The 19,258-nt window shown below is 71.9% G+C and carries 20 protein-coding genes; 2 read left to right on the top strand and 18 right to left on the bottom strand.

What is annotated here, in order from left to right; genetic code table 11:
- Nucleotides 1–25: 25 nt before the first annotated feature.
- From fusA to ADEH_RS10135, 5 genes are all read right to left on the bottom strand, one after another.
- Nucleotides 26–2,119 carry an elongation factor G gene (gene fusA / locus ADEH_RS10115; protein ID WP_011421001.1) on the bottom strand — a complete coding sequence of 698 codons (2,094 nt, stop codon included), beginning with the start codon at nt 2,117–2,119 and terminating at the stop codon, nt 26–28.
- A 155-nt stretch (nt 2,120–2,274) separates the two neighbouring features.
- Nucleotides 2,275–2,745 (bottom strand): 30S ribosomal protein S7, encoded by a 471-nt coding sequence (gene rpsG / locus ADEH_RS10120; RefSeq protein ID WP_011421002.1) that lies wholly within the window; start codon nt 2,743–2,745, stop codon nt 2,275–2,277.
- Between the two features lie 24 nt (nt 2,746–2,769).
- Entirely contained in the window at nt 2,770–3,141 is a 372-nt protein-coding gene (rpsL, locus tag ADEH_RS10125) for a 30S ribosomal protein S12 (protein ID WP_011421003.1), read from the bottom strand.
- Nucleotides 3,142–3,322: 181 nt separating this feature from the next.
- Entirely contained in the window at nt 3,323–4,534 is a 1,212-nt protein-coding gene (mutY, locus tag ADEH_RS10130) for an A/G-specific adenine glycosylase (RefSeq protein ID WP_011421004.1), read from the bottom strand.
- A gap of 66 nt (nt 4,535–4,600) precedes the next feature.
- Nucleotides 4,601–5,206, bottom strand: a complete 606-nt coding sequence (locus ADEH_RS10135) for a superoxide dismutase (RefSeq protein ID WP_011421005.1) — start codon at nt 5,204–5,206, stop codon at nt 4,601–4,603.
- A 259-nt stretch (nt 5,207–5,465) separates the two neighbouring features.
- Between ADEH_RS10135 and mtgA the strand changes: the two genes are divergently transcribed.
- A complete protein-coding gene (gene mtgA / locus ADEH_RS10140) occupies nt 5,466–6,389 on the top strand; it encodes a monofunctional biosynthetic peptidoglycan transglycosylase (RefSeq protein WP_011421006.1) in 924 nt (307 codons plus the stop codon).
- A 5-nt stretch (nt 6,390–6,394) separates the two neighbouring features.
- Here mtgA and ADEH_RS10145 read toward each other — a convergent pair whose 3' ends face one another.
- From ADEH_RS10145 to ADEH_RS10155, 3 genes are read right to left on the bottom strand one after another with little or no spacing between them, the layout of a single operon-like run.
- Complete coding sequence (locus ADEH_RS10145) at nt 6,395–7,327, bottom strand: NAD-dependent epimerase/dehydratase family protein (protein WP_011421007.1); 933 nt, start codon at nt 7,325–7,327, stop codon at nt 6,395–6,397.
- Between the two features lie 22 nt (nt 7,328–7,349).
- Nucleotides 7,350–8,288 (bottom strand): UDP-glucuronic acid decarboxylase family protein, encoded by a 939-nt coding sequence (locus ADEH_RS10150; protein ID WP_011421008.1) that lies wholly within the window; start codon nt 8,286–8,288, stop codon nt 7,350–7,352.
- Nucleotides 8,289–8,300: 12 nt separating this feature from the next.
- The gene (locus tag ADEH_RS10155; protein WP_012633243.1) at nt 8,301–8,495 is read right to left on the bottom strand and encodes a ribbon-helix-helix domain-containing protein; all 195 of its coding nucleotides are present in this window, start codon (nt 8,493–8,495) and stop codon (nt 8,301–8,303) included.
- Nucleotides 8,496–8,691: 196 nt separating this feature from the next.
- Here ADEH_RS10155 and ADEH_RS10160 point away from each other — a divergent pair, with 196 nt between their 5' ends.
- Entirely contained in the window at nt 8,692–9,507 is an 816-nt protein-coding gene (locus tag ADEH_RS10160) for a tetratricopeptide repeat protein (RefSeq protein ID WP_011421009.1), read from the top strand.
- Nucleotides 9,508–9,564: 57 nt separating this feature from the next.
- On the opposite strand, the gene ADEH_RS10165 is transcribed toward ADEH_RS10160, so the two are convergent.
- The 10 genes from ADEH_RS10165 to queD all read right to left on the bottom strand — a co-directional run bounded on the left by ADEH_RS10165 (nt 9,565) and on the right by queD (nt 19,252).
- The gene (locus tag ADEH_RS10165; protein WP_011421010.1) at nt 9,565–10,122 is read right to left on the bottom strand and encodes a 2-oxoacid:acceptor oxidoreductase family protein; all 558 of its coding nucleotides are present in this window, start codon (nt 10,120–10,122) and stop codon (nt 9,565–9,567) included.
- 14 nt (nt 10,123–10,136) lie between these two features.
- Nucleotides 10,137–11,015 carry a 2-oxoacid:ferredoxin oxidoreductase subunit beta gene (locus ADEH_RS10170; RefSeq protein WP_011421011.1) on the bottom strand — a complete coding sequence of 293 codons (879 nt, stop codon included), beginning with the start codon at nt 11,013–11,015 and terminating at the stop codon, nt 10,137–10,139.
- Complete coding sequence (locus ADEH_RS10175; RefSeq protein WP_011421012.1) at nt 11,012–12,178, bottom strand: 2-oxoacid:acceptor oxidoreductase subunit alpha; 1,167 nt, start codon at nt 12,176–12,178, stop codon at nt 11,012–11,014. The genes ADEH_RS10170 and ADEH_RS10175 overlap by 4 nt, the downstream gene beginning before the upstream one ends.
- A gap of 15 nt (nt 12,179–12,193) precedes the next feature.
- Nucleotides 12,194–12,463: a 4Fe-4S dicluster domain-containing protein gene (locus ADEH_RS10180; protein WP_011421013.1), complete on the bottom strand. Its 270-nt coding sequence runs from the start codon at nt 12,461–12,463 to the stop codon at nt 12,194–12,196.
- Between the two features lie 352 nt (nt 12,464–12,815).
- The gene (locus tag ADEH_RS10185) at nt 12,816–13,865 is read right to left on the bottom strand and encodes a 2-oxoacid:ferredoxin oxidoreductase subunit beta (RefSeq protein ID WP_011421014.1); all 1,050 of its coding nucleotides are present in this window, start codon (nt 13,863–13,865) and stop codon (nt 12,816–12,818) included.
- 26 nt (nt 13,866–13,891) lie between these two features.
- Complete coding sequence (locus ADEH_RS10190) at nt 13,892–15,751, bottom strand: 2-oxoacid:acceptor oxidoreductase subunit alpha (protein WP_011421015.1); 1,860 nt, start codon at nt 15,749–15,751, stop codon at nt 13,892–13,894.
- 376 nt (nt 15,752–16,127) lie between these two features.
- Nucleotides 16,128–17,516: an FAD-binding oxidoreductase gene (locus ADEH_RS10195; RefSeq protein ID WP_011421016.1), complete on the bottom strand. Its 1,389-nt coding sequence runs from the start codon at nt 17,514–17,516 to the stop codon at nt 16,128–16,130.
- Nucleotides 17,513–18,190, bottom strand: coding sequence for an SDR family NAD(P)-dependent oxidoreductase (locus tag ADEH_RS10200; protein WP_011421017.1), 678 nt, complete (start codon nt 18,188–18,190; stop codon nt 17,513–17,515). The genes ADEH_RS10195 and ADEH_RS10200 overlap by 4 nt, the downstream gene beginning before the upstream one ends.
- Nucleotides 18,187–18,873, bottom strand: a complete 687-nt coding sequence (folE, locus tag ADEH_RS10205) for a GTP cyclohydrolase I (RefSeq protein ID WP_011421018.1) — start codon at nt 18,871–18,873, stop codon at nt 18,187–18,189. The genes ADEH_RS10200 and folE overlap by 4 nt, the downstream gene beginning before the upstream one ends.
- A complete protein-coding gene (queD, locus tag ADEH_RS10210) occupies nt 18,863–19,252 on the bottom strand; it encodes a 6-carboxytetrahydropterin synthase QueD (protein WP_011421019.1) in 390 nt (129 codons plus the stop codon). The genes folE and queD overlap by 11 nt, the downstream gene beginning before the upstream one ends.
- Between the last annotated feature and the right edge of the window lie 6 nt (nt 19,253–19,258).

The raw sequence follows: 19,258 nt of genomic DNA on the forward strand, positions 1-19,258 counted from the left end.
CTCTCTTCCGTTGACGTACGCGGCGCTACTTCGCGCCGGCGGCGACGCCCTTCGCCTTGGTGACGATGGTCTCCGCGATGCTCGCGGGGACCTGCGCGTAGTGCGCGAACTGCATGCTGTAGGTGGCGCGGCCCTGGGTCTTCGACCGAAGGTCCGTCGCGTAGCCGAACATCTCCGCCAGCGGGACGTGCGCCTCGATGACCTGGACGCCCGCGCGGGGGTTCATCGCATGAATCTTGCCACGACGCGAGTTCAGGTCGCCGATGACGTCGCCCATGTAGTCGTCGGGCGTGGTGACCTCGACCGCCATGATCGGCTCGAGCAGGACGGGCGAGGCCTTGGCGGCGCCCTCCTTGAAGCCCATCGAGCCGGCGATCTTGAACGCCATCTCGGAGGAGTCGACGTCGTGGTAGCTGCCGTCGAACAGCTCGACCTTGAGGTCCACCATGGGGTAGCCGGCGAGCACGCCGGAGGTCATGGCCTCCTCGATGCCCTTCTGGATCGGCGAGATGAACTCCTTCGGGATCACGCCGCCCACGATCGCGTTCTCGAACTCGAAGCCCTTGCCCGGCTCCTGCGGGTGGAGGCGCAGCCAGCAGTGGCCGTACTGGCCGCGGCCGCCGGTCTGCCGGATGTAGCGGCCCTCGGCCTCGACCGTCCTGGTGATGGTCTCGCGGTAGGCCACCTGCGGCTTGCCGACGTTCGCCTCGACCTTGAACTCGCGGAACATGCGGTCCACCAGGATCTCGAGGTGGAGCTCGCCCATGCCGCCGATGATGGTCTGGCCGGTCTCCTCGTCGGTGTGGACGCGGAAGGACGGGTCCTCCATCTGCAGCCGCTGCAGGGCGACGCCCATCTTGTCCTGGTCGCCCTTGGTCTTCGGCTCGATGGCGATGTGGATCACCGGCTCCGGGAACTCCATCCGCTCCAGGATGACCGGGGCGTCCTCGGCGCAGAGCGTGTCGCCGGTGGTGCTGGCGCGCAGGCCCACGGCGGCGGCGATGTCGCCGGCGTAGACCTCCTTGATCTCCTCGCGCTTGTTCGCGTGCATCTGCAGGAGCCGGCCGATGCGCTCCTTCTTGTCCTTCGTCGAGTTGTAGACGTAGGACCCGGCCTCGAGCCTGCCCGAGTACACGCGGAAGAACGTGAGGTTCCCGACGAACGGGTCGTTCATGATCTTGAACGCCAGCGCCGAGAACGGCTCCGCGTCGGAGGTCTTGCGGACGACGTCGTTGCCCTTGGCGTCCACGCCCTTCATGGCGGGGATGTCCACCGGGCTCGGCAGGAAGTCCACCACCGCGTCGAGGATCTGCTGGACGCCCTTGTTCTTGAACGCCGTCCCGCAGAGCACCGGGAAGAACTTCATCTCCAGGGTGCCGCGGCGGATGCCGCGCATCAGCTCGTCGTTCGACAGCGGCTTGCCGTCCAGGTACTTCGCCATCAGCTCGTCGTCGATCTCGGCGACGGTCTCCTCGAGCTTGGCGCGGTACTCCTTCGCCTGGGCGGCGAGGTCGGCGGGGATCTCGACCTCCTGGTACTTCGCGCCCATGGTCTCGTCGTCGAAGGTGATCCCCTTCATCTTCAGGAGATCGACCATGCCGCGGAACTTGTCCTCGGCGCCGATGGGCACGTGCAGCGGGAGCGGGCGGGCGCCCAGCTTCTCGCGGATGGTGTCCACGGCGTGGAAGTAGTCCGCGCCGACCCGGTCCATCTTGTTGATGAAGCAGATGCGGGGGACCTCGTACTTGTCCGCCTGCCGCCAGACCGTCTCGGACTGCGGCTGGACGCCCTGCACCGCGTCGAACACCGCGCACGCGCCGTCGAGCACGCGCAGCGACCGCTCCACCTCGATGGTGAAGTCCACGTGGCCTGGGGTGTCGATGATGTTCAGGCGGTGGTCGCGCCAGAACGCGGTGGTCGCGGCCGAGGTGATGGTGATGCCGCGCTCGCGCTCCTGCTCCATCCAGTCCATGACGGTGGTGCCCTCATGGACCTCGCCGATCTTGTGGGTGACGCCGGTGTAGAAGAGGATGCGCTCGGTCGTGGTCGTCTTGCCGGCATCGATGTGGGCCATGATGCCGAAGTTGCGGTAGCGCTCGAGTGGTGTGGTGCGGGCCATCTGAACCTTCCTGAACCGTCGTGCGTACGCAAAGCCGGGCCGCCCTGGGCGGCGCCGTGACCAACGACCGAGCTGTCAAAGAGCGAAGCGGGTTCCCTGAACCCTGCCGGCCGAGCCGGCCCCCTGCTCTCTCCTCGATTCCTCCGGGTCTCTCCTTACCAGCGGTAGTGCGCGAAGGCCTTGTTGGCCTCGGCCATCTTGTGCGTGTCCTCGCGCTTCTTCACCGCGTTGCCGCGGTTCGAGGCCGCATCCATGATCTCGCCCGCGAGCTTCTCCACCATGGTCTTCTCGCCACGGCCGCGGGAGTAGTCGATGAGCCAGCGCATCGCGAGCGCGGTGCGGCGGTCCTGGCGGACCTCGACCGGCACCTGGTACGTCGCGCCGCCGACGCGGCGGCTCTTCACCTCGACGACCGGCTTCACGTTGTCGAGCGCCTTCTTGAACACCTTGAGCGGATCGTCCTTCAGCTTCGCCTCGACCTGATCGAAGGCGCCGTAGATGATGCGCTCGCCGGTGGACTTCTTGCCCTTGCGCATCAGGTTGTTGACGAACTTCGCCACGATCCGGTCCTGGAACTTGGGATCGGGGAGAATCTTCCGCTTCTCGACTTCACGACGACGAGGCATCGAACCGTTTCCTTGTCCGCGAGGCTAGCTCGCGCGCTTGGCGCCGTACTTCGAGCGGCCCTGCTTGCGGCCCTGCACGCCCACGGCGTCGAGGGTCCCGCGGATGATGTGGTAGCGAACGCCCGGGAGGTCCTTCACGCGGCCCCCGCGGATGAGCACCACCGAGTGCTCCTGCAGGTTGTGACCGACGCCGGGGATGTAGCTCGTCACCTCGAAGCCGTTGGTGAGGCGCACGCGGGCGACCTTGCGGAGCGCGGAGTTCGGCTTCTTGGGCGTCGTCGTGTAGACGCGCGTGCAGACGCCGCGCTTCTGCGGCGACTCCTTGAGGGCCGGGGCCTTCTTCTTCACCTGGAGCCTCTCGCGGCCCCTGCGCACCAGCTGGCTGATCGTCGGCATCGTGTGCGAGCTCTTTTTCTCAACAGAAACGCCCCGGCGTTCGGCACGGGGGCGTCGGAGGACAAATCCCGTCGTAAGGGCGGCGAATTATACGGAGGAGCCCACACGTGTCAAGCGGTTCCCGAACTCGGGTCTTGACGCGCGCTGCAACCTCCCGGATGACGCCCGGAAGGCCGCGCTTCTACACGAAATCGCGCCGAGGTGCGAGCGAATTCGCGCGGGCCCGCGCGCGCGCCGGCTGGCGGGCTCCCCCGGACGGCGGCGGCGCCTCCCCGAGCGCGTCACGGACCGCCGCGGCGAGCGCGCGCATGGCCGCCGGGAGGCCCGCGCCGTCGAGCGCGTCCGCGGGCACCCAGCGGATCCCCTCCTCGGGCGGGGGCCGTGCGAGGGAGCAGCGGAGCGCGCGGAGCTCGAGCAGGCGGTGCGTGAGCACCCGCTCGACCCGCGCCAGCTCCTCGCCCGCGCGCAGCCGCAGGCCGTGGCGCGTCCGGGCGTAGCGCTCCAGCGCCGCGCCCGCGGCGTCGCCCGGCGCCACCTCGGCCGCGGGGAACGCCGCCAGGCCGGCGAACAGCCCCGCCGCCGGGCGGCGCACCAGCGCCACCCTCCCCTCGCGCACCACCACCGCGCAGGCGAGCACCTGGCGCACCTTCTCCGGGCGCCGCCGCGGCGGCGGGAGCTCCGCGGCGCGCCCGGCGGCCCGCGCCGCGCACCGCGCCGCCACCGGGCAGCGCGCGCAGTCCGGCCGCGGCCGGCACACGGTCGCCCCCAGCTCCATGAGCGCCTGGTTGAGGTCCCCCGGCCGCTCGCGGTCCACCAGCGCGGCGGCGAGCGCGGCCACCCGCGCGCGGGCGCCGCGGGCGGCGGGATCGCCCTCGACCAGGAACAGCCGCGACAGCACGCGCGTGACGTTGCCGTCCACCGCCGGCACCGGCGCGGCGAACGCGATCGAGGCGACCGCGCCCGCGGTGTACGGCCCGAACCCCGGCAGCGCGCGCAGCGCCTCGTGCGACGACGGCAGGCCGCCGTGGCGCCGGAGCGCCTCGCGCGCGGCCGCGAGCAGGTTGCGGCAGCGCGCGTAGTAGCCGAGGCCGCTCCACGCGGCGAGCACGTCCTCGTCGCGCGCGGCCGCGAGCGCCTCGAGCGTGGGCCAGCGCTCGACGAAGCGCAGCCAGTACGGCGTGGCCGTGGCCACCTGCGTCTGCTGCAGCATCACCTCGGCCAGCCAGACGCGGTACGGATCGGCGCCGCGCTGCGGCTGGCGCCACGGCAGCGGCCGGTGGCCGGCGTCCCACCACGCGAGCAGGCGGCGGCGGAGCGCGGCGTGGCGGGCGGGCGCGTCGGCGGTGGCGGGGGGCACGGGCGGAGCGTAGGCGGGGGGCCGCGCGCGGGTCAAACGCCGGACGCACGACGGCCCGGACCGCTCGCGCGATCCGGGCCGCGGGGACGTCGAGCGATCGCGCTACGCGAGCCGCTTCTCGACCGCCTCCCAGTTCACGTTCTTGAAGAACGCGTCCACGTACTTCGCGCGCTCGGTGGCGAGGTAGTCGCGCATGAACGCGTGCTCCCAGCCGTCCAGCGCCAGCACCGGCCGGAAGCCCACCGGCACGTTGTTCTCGTGCAGCGTGAGCCAGTGGTTCGACAGCCAGCCGGTGGTCGGGTCCTGGAACGTCATGGCCCAGCCGATGCCCGGCATGGTGGCGATGGCGCGGAAGTCGGCGAGCCAGGTCTCGTACTTGCCGAACGACGCCTCGATCGCCTTGCGGAGCTTGCCGCCGGCGGGCGGCTCGGCCTGCGCGCCCGGGGCGAGGTTCGCGAAGTAGTACTCGTGGTTCACCATGCCGGAGTACTCGAAGCCGAGGCGGCGGGTGAGCTCCGCGAACACCGGGTCGGCGCCGGAGGCCTTGCCCTCGTTGCACAGCCCCTGGAGCTTCTCGGTGAGCGCGTTGGTGCGCTTCACGTAGCCCTCGTACAGCTTGAGGTGCTCCTCGACCTGCTTGTCGGAGATGCCGGTGAGGCCGCGCACCTTGGAGAAGTCGTGCGGGGTGTAGCGCTTCACGTCTGCCATGATTGCCTCCGTCGGCCCCCTGGGCCGGGCAGTGAATTCCGTTCGAGATGCGGTGGCCGGGACTTAAGAATCCGCCCCGTATGTGTCAAGGCGCCGAACGGGTTCCCGAGCGGGACGACGTTCACCATTGGATAACGTGGCGGCCTCGCCCGCGCGCCCGCGCGCGGGTGCGACCGCCGGTCCGTCCGGACGGATCGCCGCCGCGCGCGGGCCGGGCGCCCCCTCTCGCGCCTCCCGTCCAGGTGCTAAGGTGCGCCGCATGCCAGCCGCCCGGAGCCGCCGGCGCGTCCCGCGCTCCCTCCTCTACGCCGCCGCCGCGGCCGCGATCTCGCTCGTCGGGCTCGCGCTCCTCTGGGTCGCCCTCCCCGACCCCGCCCCGCTCGCGCGCGACAACCCGCGCACCACCGCGCTCATCGAGCAGCGGCGCGCCGAGGCGAAGGAGAAGCGGCGCGCGTTCCGGCCGCGGCAGGCCTGGGTGCCGCTCGACCGCGTCTCGCGCCCGATGGTCCAGGCGGTGCTGCTCTCCGAGGACGCGAACTTCTACGGCCACGAGGGGATCGACTGGGAGGCCACCCGCGAGGCCGCCGCCCACGACCTGGAGAAGCGCAGCTTCGCCCGCGGCGCGTCCACCATCACGCAGCAGCTCGCCAAGAACCTGTGGCTCGGCACCGAGAAGAGCCTGTGGCGCAAGCTCAAGGAGGCGCTGCTGGCGGTGAAGCTGGAGCGCGAGCTCCCCAAGCGCCGCATCCTCGCGCTCTACCTGAACGTGGTCGAGCTGGGCGACGGCGTGTTCGGCGTGGAGGCCGGCGCGCGGGCGCGCTTCGGCACCAGCGCCGCGGCGCTCACGCCGGCGCAGGCGGCGGTCCTCGCCAGCATGCTGCCGGCGCCGCGCCGGGTGGACCTCTCCAGCCCGTCCACCTGGCTGAAGCGCCGCTCGCGGCGGCTGCTCGACCGGATGCGCGCGGCCGGCCGGCTCACGGCCGAGCAGCACCTGTCCGCGAGCGCCGAGCTGGAGCGGATCCTGGCGGGCCCGGTGCCCCGCGACGACCGCGAGGAGCCGCCGGACGTGGTGGACGACGTGCCGGTGGCGGCCGCGCCCCGGGCCGAGCCGGTGCCGGCGGGCGCGGCGGCGGCGCCGGAGCCGGCCGCCGTGGAGGCGCCCGCGCCCGGCGAGCCGCGGTAGCCTCGCTACGCGCGCCGGGCCCGGAACCACTCCAGCGTCCGGGCGAGCCCGTCCGCCAGGGGCACCTCGGGCCTCCAGCCGATCGCCCTGCCGGCGAGCGACGGGTCGATGCACGACCGGCGCTGCTCGCCCGGCCGCGCGGGCGCGTGCTCCGCCGGGCGGTCCACGCCGGCCGCGCGCGCCAGGTGCGCGTAGAGCGCGTTGACGTCGGTCTCGACCCCGGTGCCCACGTTGAGCGGCCCGTCGTGCCGCCGCTCCGCCGCGAGCAGGTTCGCGCGCGCCACGTCGCCCACGAACACGTAGTCGCGGGTCTGGCCGCCGTCGCCGTACACGGTGCAGGGGCGCCCCTCCAGCAGCCGCCCGCAGAAGATCGCCACCACGCCCGCCTCGCCGTGCGGGTCCTGGCGCGGCCCGTACACGTTCGCGTACCGCAGCGCCGCCACCGGGATGCCGAGCGCCGCCCGGTAGACGCCCAGGTAGAGCTCGCTCGCGGCCTTCGCCGCGCCGTAGTGCGAGACCGGCGCCTGCGGGTGGGTCTCGGGCGTGGGGACCGCCTCGGTGTCGCCGTAGGTGGCGCCGCCGGACGAGGCGAACAGGACGTGCTCCACCGAGCCCGCCGCGGCCGCCGCCTGCATCAGGTTGAGCAGGCCGCCCACGTTGACGTCGGCGTCGAGGCGCGGGTCGGCCATGGAGCGCCGCACGTCGATCTGCGCCGCGTGGTGGCAGATCACCTGCGGCCGCTCCTTGCGGACCGCCTCCGCGGCGGCCGCGCTGCGCACGTCCACCGGGTAGAAGCGCGCGCCCCGGGGCACGTTCTCGCGCTTGCCGCTGGAGAGGTCGTCGAGCACGGCGACGTCCCAGCCCGCCTCCACGAAGAGATCCGCGACGGTGGAGCCGATGAACCCGGCCCCGCCGGTGATGAGGATGCGCTTGCCCATGGTGTTCCCCCGCCCTCGCCCGTCAGACGTGCGCGCGGAACCAGTCGATGGTCCGGCGCATCCCTTCCTCGAACCCGATCCGCGGCGTCCAGCCCAGCCGCTCCCGCGCCCGCGTGAGATCCGGGCGCCGCACCCGCGGGTCGTCCTGCGGGAGCGGCCGGTGCTCGATGGGCACGGTGCGCCCCACCAGCCGCTGCACGGCCTGCGCGAACTCGAGCACGGTCATCTCGTGGTCGTCGCCCACGTTCACCGGGTCCTGGCAGTCGCTGTGGAGCAGCCGCCAGATGGCCTCCACGTTGTCGTCCACGTAGCAGAAGCTGCGCGTCTGCGTGCCGTCTCCGAACACGGTGATGGGCTCGCCGCGGAGCGCCTGCGCCACGAACGTCGGCACCACCCGGCCGTCGTCGAGCCGCATGCGCGGCCCGTAGGTGTTGAAGATGCGCGCGATGCGCACCGGCACCTCGCGGTAGCGGCGGTACGCGACGGTGATGGCCTCGGCGAAGCGCTTCGCCTCGTCGTACACCGCGCGCGGGCCGACCGGGTTCACGTTCCCCCAGTAGCTCTCGCGCTGCGGGTGCTCGAGCGGGTCGCCGTACACCTCCGAGGTGGACGAGAGCAGGAACGGGGCGCCGCTGCGGCGCGCCAGCTCGAGCGCGTTCTCGACCCCGACCGAGCCGACGTGGAGCGTCTCGAAGGGATGCCGGAGGTAGTCCACCGGGGACGCCGGGGACGCGAAGTCCAGCACCGCGTCCACCCGCCCCGAGATGGCGATCGGCGCGCAGACGTCGGCCTGGAGGAAGTCGAAGCGGGGCTCCCGGGCGAGGTGCTCCAGGTTGCGGAGCGTACCCGTGATGAGGTTGTCCACGCCGGTGACGCGCCACCCCTCCGAGAGGAAACGATCCGTGAGGTGGCTGCCGATGAACCCGGCCGCGCCGAGGATGACTGCTCGCTGTTCGCTCATGCCGCCCGCAATCTATTTCTTCGCCTCGCCCACGTCCTCGAGCGTCAGCTGGCCGGGGAGGGCCCCGCGGTACTTCTCGAGCACGAGGTCGATGCCCTGCCGGATGTACTCGGCGACCGGCACCTTGGTGCGGGCGTGGAGCAGCTTCAGCCGCTCGTCCTGCTCCGGGGTGATGTAGACCGTCGTGGAGATCTTCTTTCGCGCCATGGGGGCGAACCCTCGGGGACGGCTGCTTACGGTCGGCGAACGTATGTGACCGTCGATATAGTGTCAATTGGCGCCATCCGGTGCGCGCCGCGGACGCGCCGGCCGCCCCGCGGTCCCGTCCCCCCGGCGCCGGACGCGCGCGAGGGCCGTTCACGCAGGGTGCTGCGCCGGCACGGGGCGCGCAGGGGCGGCCGACATGCCCAGCCCCGCCCCGCGGCGCAGCGTCCGCCCCTCCCCCACCGCCCTGGCCGCCGCGCTCGCGGCCGCGCTGCTCGCCCCCGCCTGCGCCGCCGTGCCGCGCCTCCACCCCCGGGCCGCCGAGGAGGTCGAGCGCGGGTACCGCCACCTCGCCGGCGGCGACCCGGAGCGGGCCGAGGTGGCGTTCGAGCACGCGCTCGCGTTCGACCCGGATTTCCCGGAGGCGGAGAACGGCCTGGCGGTGGTGGCGCGCCTCCGCGGCGACCTGCCGGTGGCGATGCGCCACCTGGAGCGGGCCCTGCGGCTGCGCTCCGACTTCCCCGAGGCGCACGCCAACCTGGGCGAGGCGCTGCTCGCCGCGGGCGACGCGCGGGGGGCCGAGGCCGCGCTGCGCGAGGCGCTGCGGCTCGACCCGGACCTCGCCGACGCGCGCCAGAACCTGGCGCGCGCGCTCCTCCGGCGGGCCCTCGCGCCCGGCGCGGACCGCGCCGCCGGGCTGGCCGCCGCGCGCCGCGAGCTCCTGCACCTGCTCGAGACCGAGCCCGGGCGCGCCTCGGCCCACCACGACCTCGCGCTGGTGGACGACCTGGAGGCGCGCTGGGCGGCGGCGGAGCGCGGCTACCGGCGCGCCACCGAGCTCGCCCCGGCGTACCCCGAGGCGCTGCACGGGCTCTGCACCGCGCTGGTGCGGCTGGACCGCTGCGCCGAGGCGGTGGCGGCCTGCGAGCGGTGCGTCGAGGCCGCGCCCGGGCTCGAGGCGTGCCGGACGAGCCTGCGCGGGGCGGCGGCCTGCGCCGGGCGCGCGGCGCGCTGAAAATGGGGCGCGCCGGGCCCGCGAGGACCCGGCGCGCCGGTGCGACGGGGGCGTCCGCTAGTTCTTCGGGCCGGCGAGCAGCTGCTTGCCGTAGGCGAAGCCGCGGTCGAACGCCTTCATGTTGAGGTCGATGGTGGCGGGCGGGACCGAGTCCTTCACCGCCTCGCGGGCCGCCTGCTCGGAGACCAGCCCGGTGATGGCGGTGAAGAAGCCCACCATCACGATGTTCAGCACCATCTTCTTGCCCAGCTCCTCCGCGATGCGCGTGGCCGGGACGGCGTACACCTTCACCGTCGAGGGCAGCCCGGTCGGCTTCACCAGGTCCTCCTCGATGATGAGCGTCCCGTCCTTGCGCAGCTCGGGCGAGAACTTGGCGAACGCGTCCTGGGACATCGCCACCATGAGGTGCGGGTTGTGGACGTAGGGGTAGAGGATCGGCTCCTCGTCCACCACCACCTGCGCGCTGCAGGCCGACCCGCGCGCCTCGGGGCCGAACGCCTGCGTCAGGCAGGAGTGCTTGTCGTCGAACAGCGCGGCGGCCTTGCCGATGATGATGCCGCCGAGGATGACGCCCTGGCCGCCCAGCCCGCCGATCTTGATCTCCGTGGGACCCATGTCGTCTCTCCCGCTCACGCCCACGCCGGCTTCTTGCCGGGGGACTCGTAGGGAACGTACTTGGCGCCGAGGACCTCGCTCATGCGGGCCTCCATCGCCTCGACGTTGGTGGGGCGCTCACGGTTCACGAAGGTCCCGACCACGATCTCCTTGCGGTAGTCGAGGTCGGTCTCGGTGGTGGACGCGCCGTTCTTGATGACGCTCTTCTCCTTGTAGAACTTCATCTCGTCGAGCCCCTCGCCGAGCTTGTTGCGGCGCAGGTAGAGCGTCGGGCAGGGCGAGAGGATCTCGATGAAGCGGAAGCCCTTCTTGTTGAGGGCCTCGCCCATCGACTTGGCGAGCTGCTTCACGTGGTAGGAGGTCCAGCGCGCCACGTAGACGCCGCCGCAGGAGTCCACCAGGCGCGGCAGGTTGAACGTCTCCTCGTAGGCGCCGTACGGCGTGGTGGACGCCACCGCGGTCTGGAAGGTGGTGGGCGTGACCTGGCCGCCGGTCATGCCGTACGTGAAGTTGTTCACGCACACCACCAGCATGTCCACGTTGCGCCGGGCCGCGTGGATGAGGTGGTTGCCGCCGATGGCGGACAGGTCGCCGTCGCCGGAGTAGACCACCACCTTCAGGTCCGGGTTGGCCATCTGCAGGCCGGTCGCGAACGGGATGGCGCGGCCGTGGGTGGTGTGGAACGAGTCGAGGTTCAGGTAGCCCGCCACGCGGCCGGTGCAGCCGATGCCGGAGACGATGGCGACCTTGTCGAGGTCGAAGCCGGAGCCGTCGAGCGCGCGCGTGAAGCAGTTCACCGTGGTGCCGATGCCGCAGCCGGGGCACCAGATGGACGGCAGCCGCTCGGTCCGGAGGTACTTCGAGGTCGGGTTGGGCTTGACGGGCTCGCTCATCGCACGGACTCCAGGATCTTGTTCAGGATGGTCTCGGGGTTGTGGACCGTGCCGCCGACGTGCGGCACCGGCACGACCTTGGTGCGGCCCGCCACCACCCGCTCCACCTCGAGGGCCATCTGGCCGAGGTTGAGCTCGGGCACGACGAACGCCTTCACCTTCTTCGACAGCTCCGCGATCTGCTTCTCGGGGAACGGCCAGGCGGTGATGAGCCGGAACGAGCCGACCTTGACGCCCTGCTCGCGCGCCGCCTTGATGGCGCGCTCCGCCACGCGGGAGGTGATGCCGAAGCTCACCACCACCACCTCGGCGTCGGCGAGGTCCTTCTCCTCCCAGCGCACGATCCGGTCGGCGTTCTCGACGATCTTGTCCTGCAGCCGGAGCTGCATCTTCTCGTGCGTCGGGACGTTCATGGCCGGGTAGCCGCGCTCGTCGTGGGTGAGGCCGGTCACGTGGATCCGGTAGCCGTCGCCGGCCTTCACCATCTCCGGGACCATGCTGCCGTTCGAGGCCTCGAACAGCTTGAAGCCCTCGCCCGGCTTCTTCTTGGTGTAGCGGCGCTCGCTGACCTTGATCTGCTCGGCGGGCGGGATGACCACCTTCTCGGTCATGTGCCCGACCACCTCGTCGAGCATCACCAGCACCGGGACGCGGAACTCCTCGGCCAGGTTGAACGCCTCGACGGTCAGGTCGAAGCACTCCTGCGGGGAGTTCGGGCAGAGCGCGATGAGGCGGTAGTCGCCGTGCGAACCGAAGCGCGCCTGCATCATGTCGCCCTGGGCCGGCTGCGTGGGCAGGCCGGTGGACGGGCCGGCGCGCTGCACGTTGATGTACACGCAGGGCGTCTCGGTGATGGCGGCGTAGCCGATGTGCTCCATCATCAGCGAGAAGCCGGGGCCGGAGGTGACGGTGCAGGCCTTGGCGCCGCCCCAGACCGCGCCGAGCAGCGCGATGGACGCGCCCAGCTCGTCCTCGAGCTGGATGAAGCGGCCGCCGACGCGGGGGAAGCGCGCCGAGAGGCGCTCGACCACCTCGGTCGAGGGCGTGATGGGGTAGCCGGAGGCGAAGCGGCAGCCGGCCGCGATGGCGCCTTCGCTGCAGGCGTGGTCGCCGTCGAGGTAGTGGCTGCCGGTCAGGGTGCCGGAAGGATTCGCGTTGGACATGTCTCTTCGGGCCTCCTAGGCCGCAACCTGCTCGAGCTTCTCGCGGTAGCCGTAGATCGAGAAATCGGGGCAGAAGTGCCCGCACATGTCGCAGCCGTTGCACAGCTCCGGCTTCGCCAGGAACGGCGGGTGGTAGCCCTTGGCGTTGTAGTCGCTCTCCAGCTCGAGCGCGCCCAGCGGGCAGAACTCCACGCAGAACGCGCACCCCTTGCAAGTCTCGCGGTTGATCACCACGACGCCGCGAAACTTCCTGTCCTTCTTCGCGGCAGGCGAAGTCGCACTCATGCTCCGGTCCTCGGTGCCCGGTCGGCCGGGCGTTTGAGAGAGGCCGCTCTCGTACCAGACCGGGGCGTGGCGTCATTGGACCGCGATCAATCTTTGGCAAATTCCCGACGATTTCCGCGAATGTCGGACAAAATGCACCCATTCAATCGATTTTCCGGGACACGCACGCACCGTGAACGGACCGGACGCGGGCGGCGCGCTCCCCGCCGCGGATACTGCGCTTTTCGCCGCGCGGCTTCGTGCACCGGATCGGTCCACGTCCGCCCCGTCGCGCGCGGGCTCCGGACGCACGAAGGCCGGCGCCCAGGGCGGGCGCCGGCCTCCGGACTTCACGAAGCGTGTCGGCCCTGGACTACTTGATGGTCCAGGTGTCGTTGCCGGCGAGCAGCTTGGTGAGCTGCCCCGCGCCCGGCTTCGCCTTGGCGGCGTCGATCATCTCCCAGGTCATCTCCTCGCAGGTGGGCTTCTGCACGTTGCGGAAGACGCCGATGGGCGTCGGGAAGCCGGCCTTGTCCGCCAGGCCCGCCAGCATGAACGCGATGGTCGGGTCCTCGCGGGTCGCGTCGTGCACCAGGATGTCCTTCTCGGTGACGCCGTTCTCGCCGAGGACGACGACCTCGAGCTCGCCCCGCTGGTGGTCGATGCGGATGCCCTTCTTGTTGTCCTTGCCGAAGAGCAGCGGCTTGCCCTGCTCCATGCGGAGCTGCGCCTCGGCCTTGTTCGCCTTCTCGGTGATGAAGGTGTAGGCGCCGTCGTTGAACACCGGGCAGTTCTGGAAGACCTCGACGAACGTGCTGCCCTTGTGCTCGGCCGCGGCCTTCAGCACGCCGCCCATGTGCACGCCCTCGACGTCGATGGCGCGCGCGACGAACGTCGCCCCGGCGCCGAGCGCGAGCAGCGGCGGGTTGAACGGGTAGTCCGGCGAGCCGTCCGGCGTGGACTTGGTCTTCTTGTGCAGCTCGGAGGTCGGCGAGACCTGGCCCTTCGTCAGGCCGTAGATGCGGTTGTTGAACATGACCAGCTTCATGTCCAGGTTGCGCCGCATCGCGTGGATGAAGTGGTTGCCGCCGATGGCGAGCGCGTCGCCGTCGCCGGTCATGATCCACACCTGCAGCTCGGGCCGGGAGACCTTCAGCCCCGAGGCGAAGGACGGCGCGCGGCCGTGCAGCGTGTGCATCCCGTAGTTGTTCATGTAGTACGGGAAGCGGGAGCTGCAGCCGATGCCGGAGACGAAGACGATGTTCTCGCGCTTCACGCCGACCGACGGCAGCGTCTTCTGGATCTGGTTGATGATCGAGTAGTCGCCGCAGCCCGGGCACCAGCGCGGATCGACGCCGGACTCGAAGTCCTTCTTGGTGTAAACCGGCAGCGCCGCGGTGACCGTCTGACCGTTCGTGCTCATGTGTTCCTCGTTCCTTTCCGGGCGGCCTAGAGGGCCTCGGAGACCTTGGCGACCAGGTCGTGGATCTTGATCGGCTTGCCGTTGATCCGGTTGTACTGGAGCGGATCGACGCCCGGGTACATGCCGCGCAGGTAGAAGGCCAGCTGCCCGCCGTTCACCTCGGGCACGAACACCTTCTTGAAGCTCCCCAGCACCTCGCCGAGGTTCTTCGGCAGCGGGTTCAGCCAGCGCAGGTGCACGTGGGAGACCTTCTTGCCGGCCGCCTGCAGCGCCTCGGCGGCGCCGCGGACCGAGCCGAACGTGCCGCCCCAGGAGACGAGCAGCAGCTCACCGCGCTTCTCGCCGAACACCTCGACGTCCGGCACGTCCTCGACCACGTTCCGGACCTTCTGGGCGCGGGTGAGGACCATCTTCTCGTGGTTGTTGCCGTCGTACGACACCATGCCCGAGAGCGCGTCCTTCTCGAGGCCGCCCACGCGGTGCTCGAGGCCGGCCGTGCCCGGGATGGCCCAGGGGCGGATCAGCTTGGCGTCGCGCAGGTACGGCATGTACTGCGTGCCGTTCGCGTAGTTCTTCTCGGTCTGGTACTTCACCGTGAGCTTGGGCAGCTCGTCGGGGGACGGGACGCGGAACGGCTCGGAGCCGTTCGCGAGGTAGCCGTCGGTGAGCAGCAGCACCGGCGTCATCCACTTCGTGGCGATCTTCATCGCCTCGATCGCCGCCCAGAAGCAGTCGGCCGCGCTCTGCGCCGCGATCACCGGCATGGGCGACTCGCCGTGCCGGCCGAACAGCGCCTGGAGGAGGTCGGCCTGCTCGGTCTTGGTGGGCATGCCGGTGGACGGGCCGCCGCGCTGCACGTCCACGATCACGAGCGGGAGCTCGGTGATCACCGCCAGGCCCATCATCTCGGACTTGAGCGCGAGGCCCGGGCCGGAGGTGCTGGTGCAGGCGAGCGCGCCGCCGAAGGCCGCGCCGATGGCGGAGCCGATGCCCGCGATCTCGTCCTCGGCCTGGTAGGTGACGACGCCGTACTCCTTGAACTTCGCCATCTCCTGCAGGATCTCGGTGGCGGGCGTGATGGGGTAGCTGCCCAGGAACACCGTGCGCCCGGTGAGCTGCGCCACCGTGGCGAAGCCGAGGGCGGTGGCGAAGTTGCCGGTCACGTTGCGGTAGGTGCCGGGCGCGAGCTTCGAGGCCGGCACCTGGTACCGCTCGTGGAAGAGCTCGGAGGTCTCGCCGAACACGTGGCCCGCCATGAAGACCTTGGCGTTCGCCTCGGCGAACTCGGGCTTCTTGGCGAACTTCCGCTTGATCGACGCGAGCTGCGGGTCGATCGGGCGGCTGTAGAGCCAGTACATCAGGCCGAGCGCGAAGAAGTTCTTGCAGCGCGCGACCTCCTTCGAGGACAGGCCCGTCCCCTCCAGCGCCGCCTCGGTGAGCTTGTTCATGTCCACGAGGACGACCCGGTAGTTCGACTGCAGCGCGGGGTCCTCGAGCGGGTTCGACTTGTAGTTCGCCTTCTCGAGGTTCGACTCGGTGAAGGCGCCCGCGTTCACGATCAGCATGCCGCCGTGGCGCAGGTCGGCCAGGTTCGTCTTGAGCGCGGCCGGGTTCATCGCGACGAGCACGTCCGGCTGGTCGCCCGGGGTGAGGACCTCGTTCGCGCCGAACGAGAGCTGGAAGCCGGAGACGCCGAAGAGCGAGCCCGCGGGCGCGCGGATCTCGGCGGGGTAATCGGGGAAGGTCGCGAGGTCGTTGCCGGCCAGCGCGTTGGCCTTGGTGAACTCGGTGCCGGTGAGCTGCATGCCGTCGCCGGAGTCACCGACGAAGCGGATCGTGACGGTTTCGACCTGCTCGACCTTGTGCTTGGCCGTCTGTGTGGACATGTCGCCCTTCGTCTCCCTGTGAGGTGCCTGCTGTGACCGTGCGTGCGGCTGCCGGATCCCGCCGCGCCGCTGGATGTACCCTCGGCGCGCCCCGCCAATTCCTGACGGGGATCTAAAATGGGGCCACAGCTATGCCGGACTGCGGCATGGCTTGTCAAGCCGACCTGATGAGCCAACGCCGCGAAACGACTCGGTTTATTGTGGACCGGACCCGTCCCCAATACCCGCGCTGCGGCGATCTGGCGCAAAGAACCGAGCCACCTCAGCGACTTGCGCGGGGTCAACCCCGGAGGGCCTCGGCGCCGGCGGCTCCACCTCGCGCGGAGCGGCGCGCCGCCGGCGCTCGGGGGCCCGCCTCGACGGTGCCCCGATGGCGTCAGCGCTCCGGGAAGATCTTCCCCGGGTTCAGGATGCCGAGCGGGTCGAACGCGGCCTTGAGCCGGCGCTCCAGCGCCACCACCTCGGCGCCCTGCTCGTACTCGAGGAAGTCGCGCTTCGCGACGCCCACCCCGTGCTCGCCGGTGATGGTGCCGCCCAGGTCCACCGCGTCGCGCAGGATGGCCGCGACCGCCTCGTCCACCCGCGGGCGCTCCTCGGACCGGTCGAACAGGACGTTGCAGTGCAGGTTGCCGTCGCCGGCGTGGCCGTAGGTCGCGACGGTGAGCCCGAGCCGCTCGCCCACCGCCTTGGCGCGCGCGATCATCTCGGGGATCCTCGAGCGCGGGACGGCCACGTCCTCCGAGAGCTTCAGCGGGTGCAGCGCCTTCAGGTTCACCGAGAGGTAGCGGCGCGTCTCCCAGACGTCGCGCCGCTGGGCCTCGTTCTGCGCCACGATCACCTCGCCCTCGGCGTGCGCCTGGACCTTCTCGGCGAGGCGCACGATCTCGGCGAACACCTGCTCCTCGTCGTTGCCGTCGGTCTCCACCAGCAGCGCCGCGCCGGCGCCGGGCGGGAAGCGGTAGGGCGAGGTCTTCGCGGCCGCGGCCAGCGAGACGTCGTCGAGCAGCTCCAGGCACCGCGGCAGGATCCCGCCCTGCAGCACCTCGTTGACCGCGCGCGCCGCCTGCGCCACCGAGGCGAACACCACCAGCGCGGTGGCCACGTGGCGCGGCCGGGGCAGCAGCTTGAGCGTCGCCTCGGTCACGATCCCGAGCGTCCCCTCGCTGCCCACCAGCAGCGCGGTGAGGTCGTAGCCGGCCACGCCCTTGATGCTGCGCTTGCCCACCCGCAGGATCTCGCCGGTGGGGAGCACGGCGGTGAGGCCCAGCACGTACTCGCGCGTCACGCCGTACTTCAGCGCGCGCGGGCCGCCGGCGTTCTCGGCCACGTTCCCGCCGATGGTGCACATCTCCAGCGAGTTCGGGTCGGGCGGGTAGAACAGCCCGAGCTTCTCCACCTCGGCCTGGAGCACCCCGGTCACCACCGCCGGCTGCACCCGCGCCACCAGGTCCTCCGGCGAGATCTCCAGGATCCGGTTCATCCGCTCCAGCGAGACCGCGATCCCGCCGTGCACCGCCAGCACGCCGCCGGACTTGCCGCTGCGCGCCGCCACCGGGATCACCGGCACGCGGTGCCGGCTCGCGACGGCGAAGATCGCGCGGATCTCCTCGGCCGACTCCACCAGCACCGCCGCGTCCGGCGGGCGCGCGCCCAGGTCGGACTCGTCCCGGCCGTAGGCCTCCAGCCGCTCGGCGTCGCGCACCAGCCGCTCGCGCGGGAACGCGGCCTCGAGCTCGCGCAGCGCGGCGTCGCGGGCGGCGGTCATCCGTACACCTCCAGGTTGGCGCCGGTGATGGCGTCGGGCGCGTCCAGCGCCGCGAACACGACCACGCGCGCGACCTCGTCCGCGCTCATCCGCGGCGGGAACGGCGTGCGGGCCAGCATCTCGGTGTCGGTGGAGCCCGGCGACACGGCCACGCACTGCACGCCGTGGTCGCGCAGCTCCTCCGCCAGGCAGCGGGTGAGCCCGATGAGCCCCCACTTCGACGCGTTGTAGGCGGCGGCCTCGGCCGTGCCGATGGTGCCGGAGATCGAGGCGACGTTCACGATCCGCCCCCTGCCCCGCGCCTTCATGCCCGGGATGGCCGCGCGCGCGCACAGGAACGGCCCGACCAGGTTGACGTCCAGCACCTCGCGAAACGTCTCCGGCGCGGTGTGCTCCGCCAGGCCGCGGGCCAGGATCCCGGCGCCGTTCACCAGCACGTCGAGCGGCCCGAGCGCGGCCTCGTGCTCCGCCACCAGCCGCTCCACCGCGGCCGCGCTGCGCACGTCGCCGGCCACCGCCCGCGCCGCCCCGCCCTCCGCCACCACCGCGCGCACCTGCGCCTCGGTCCGGGCGAACACGGTGACGCGCAGCCCGCGCGCGGTGAGCGCCCGCGCCACCGCCGCGCCGATGCCGCGGCCGCCGCCGGTGACGATGGCGGTCCGCCCGGCGGTCATCGCGCCCTCGTGCCCGCCCCGCGGGCCCGCCCGCGCCGCGCCGCGCGGCCGGCGCCGGCCGGACGCGGCCCCGCCGCCCGCGCGATGGCCTGCGCGAAGCTCCGCCGGGCCACCCCGCTCCGCGCCAGCGCGCCGGCGAACCCCTCCGCGTGGGCCCGGGCGCGGGCGCGCCGCTCGCCGCGGACCGTCAGGCACAGGTGCTCCGCGTCGAGCACGCAGCCCGCGCCGCGCGCGCCGAGGTGCTCCACCAGCGCGTCCGCCACCGACTGCGCCAGGTCCTCCGCGAGCACCAGGCGGTGCGCGAGGCAGTCCACCAGGCGCACCAGCTGCCCGAACCCCACCACCCTGCCGCCGGGCAGGTACGCCACGTGCGCCACGCCGCGCGAGGGCAGCAGGTGGTGCGGGCAGACCGAGTGGAAGTCGATCCCGGTGAGCGTGACCAGCGCGCGGCCGGCGCTGGGCATGGCGTCCGCCAGCACCTCGGCCGGCTCGGCGCGGTAGCCGTCCACCAGGTCCTCGAGCCACGCCTCCGCCACCCGCCGCGGCGTCCCGGCCAGCTCGGGCGAGGCGCGCACCTCCGGCGGCAGGCCGAGCGCGTCGAGGAACCGGGCGGTCGCCTCGGCGGTCGCCGGGGCCGAGGCGCGCGGGCGCGGCGGCCGCAGGGCGCGGAGCCTAGCGGCCACCCGGCCCCCGGTACGTCACGCAGGAGTCCGGGATCTCGTAGAGCCGGATCTCGCAGAGCCCGGCCAGGTGCGGCTCGAGCACCTCCCACATCCAGCGGGCGATGTTCTCGGCAGTGGGGTTGTCGAGGACGTCGTTGAGCGTGCGGTGATCCACGCGCGCGAGCACGTGCTCCGCCACGATCCGCTTCACGTCGCCGAAGTCGGCGATCATGCCGGTGGCGGGGTCCACCTCGCCCTCGAGCGCGACGAAGAAGCGGTAGTTGTGGCCGTGCATGCGGAAGCACGGGCCCTCGTAGCGCGGCAGGCGGTGCGCGGCGGCGAAGTAGAACTCGACGTCGAGCCGCATGCGCCGGCGGTCGGTGTAGTCGATGGGCGCCATCGGTGT

Origin of the sequence: Anaeromyxobacter dehalogenans 2CP-C, assembly GCF_000013385.1 — a bacterium.
Taxonomy (GTDB): Bacteria; Myxococcota; Myxococcia; order Myxococcales; family Anaeromyxobacteraceae; genus Anaeromyxobacter; species Anaeromyxobacter dehalogenans_B.

Bases quoted from the DNA above. Each gene is read 5' to 3' on its own strand.
- fusA (WP_011421001.1), bottom strand. From the start codon at position 2,119: ATGGCCCGCACCACACCACTCGAGCGCTACCGCAACTTCGGCATCATG.
- rpsG (WP_011421002.1), bottom strand. From the start codon at position 2,745: ATGCCTCGTCGTCGTGAAGTCGAGAAGCGGAAGATTCTCCCCGATCCC.
- rpsL (WP_011421003.1), bottom strand. From the start codon at position 3,141: ATGCCGACGATCAGCCAGCTGGTGCGCAGGGGCCGCGAGAGGCTCCAG.
- ADEH_RS10135 (WP_011421005.1), bottom strand. From the start codon at position 5,206: ATGGCAGACGTGAAGCGCTACACCCCGCACGACTTCTCCAAGGTGCGC.
- mtgA (WP_011421006.1), top strand. From the start codon at position 5,466: ATGCCAGCCGCCCGGAGCCGCCGGCGCGTCCCGCGCTCCCTCCTCTAC.
- ADEH_RS10145 (WP_011421007.1), bottom strand. From the start codon at position 7,327: ATGGGCAAGCGCATCCTCATCACCGGCGGGGCCGGGTTCATCGGCTCC.
- ADEH_RS10150 (WP_011421008.1), bottom strand. From the start codon at position 8,288: ATGAGCGAACAGCGAGCAGTCATCCTCGGCGCGGCCGGGTTCATCGGC.
- ADEH_RS10155 (WP_012633243.1), bottom strand. From the start codon at position 8,495: ATGGCGCGAAAGAAGATCTCCACGACGGTCTACATCACCCCGGAGCAG.
- ADEH_RS10160 (WP_011421009.1), top strand. From the start codon at position 8,692: ATGCCCAGCCCCGCCCCGCGGCGCAGCGTCCGCCCCTCCCCCACCGCC.
- ADEH_RS10165 (WP_011421010.1), bottom strand. From the start codon at position 10,122: ATGGGTCCCACGGAGATCAAGATCGGCGGGCTGGGCGGCCAGGGCGTC.
- ADEH_RS10170 (WP_011421011.1), bottom strand. From the start codon at position 11,015: ATGAGCGAGCCCGTCAAGCCCAACCCGACCTCGAAGTACCTCCGGACC.
- ADEH_RS10175 (WP_011421012.1), bottom strand. From the start codon at position 12,178: ATGTCCAACGCGAATCCTTCCGGCACCCTGACCGGCAGCCACTACCTC.
- ADEH_RS10180 (WP_011421013.1), bottom strand. From the start codon at position 12,463: ATGAGTGCGACTTCGCCTGCCGCGAAGAAGGACAGGAAGTTTCGCGGC.
- ADEH_RS10185 (WP_011421014.1), bottom strand. From the start codon at position 13,865: ATGAGCACGAACGGTCAGACGGTCACCGCGGCGCTGCCGGTTTACACC.
- ADEH_RS10190 (WP_011421015.1), bottom strand. From the start codon at position 15,751: ATGTCCACACAGACGGCCAAGCACAAGGTCGAGCAGGTCGAAACCGTC.
- ADEH_RS10195 (WP_011421016.1), bottom strand. From the start codon at position 17,516: ATGACCGCCGCCCGCGACGCCGCGCTGCGCGAGCTCGAGGCCGCGTTC.
- ADEH_RS10200 (WP_011421017.1), bottom strand. From the start codon at position 18,190: ATGACCGCCGGGCGGACCGCCATCGTCACCGGCGGCGGCCGCGGCATC.
- queD (WP_011421019.1), bottom strand. From the start codon at position 19,252: ATGGCGCCCATCGACTACACCGACCGCCGGCGCATGCGGCTCGACGTC.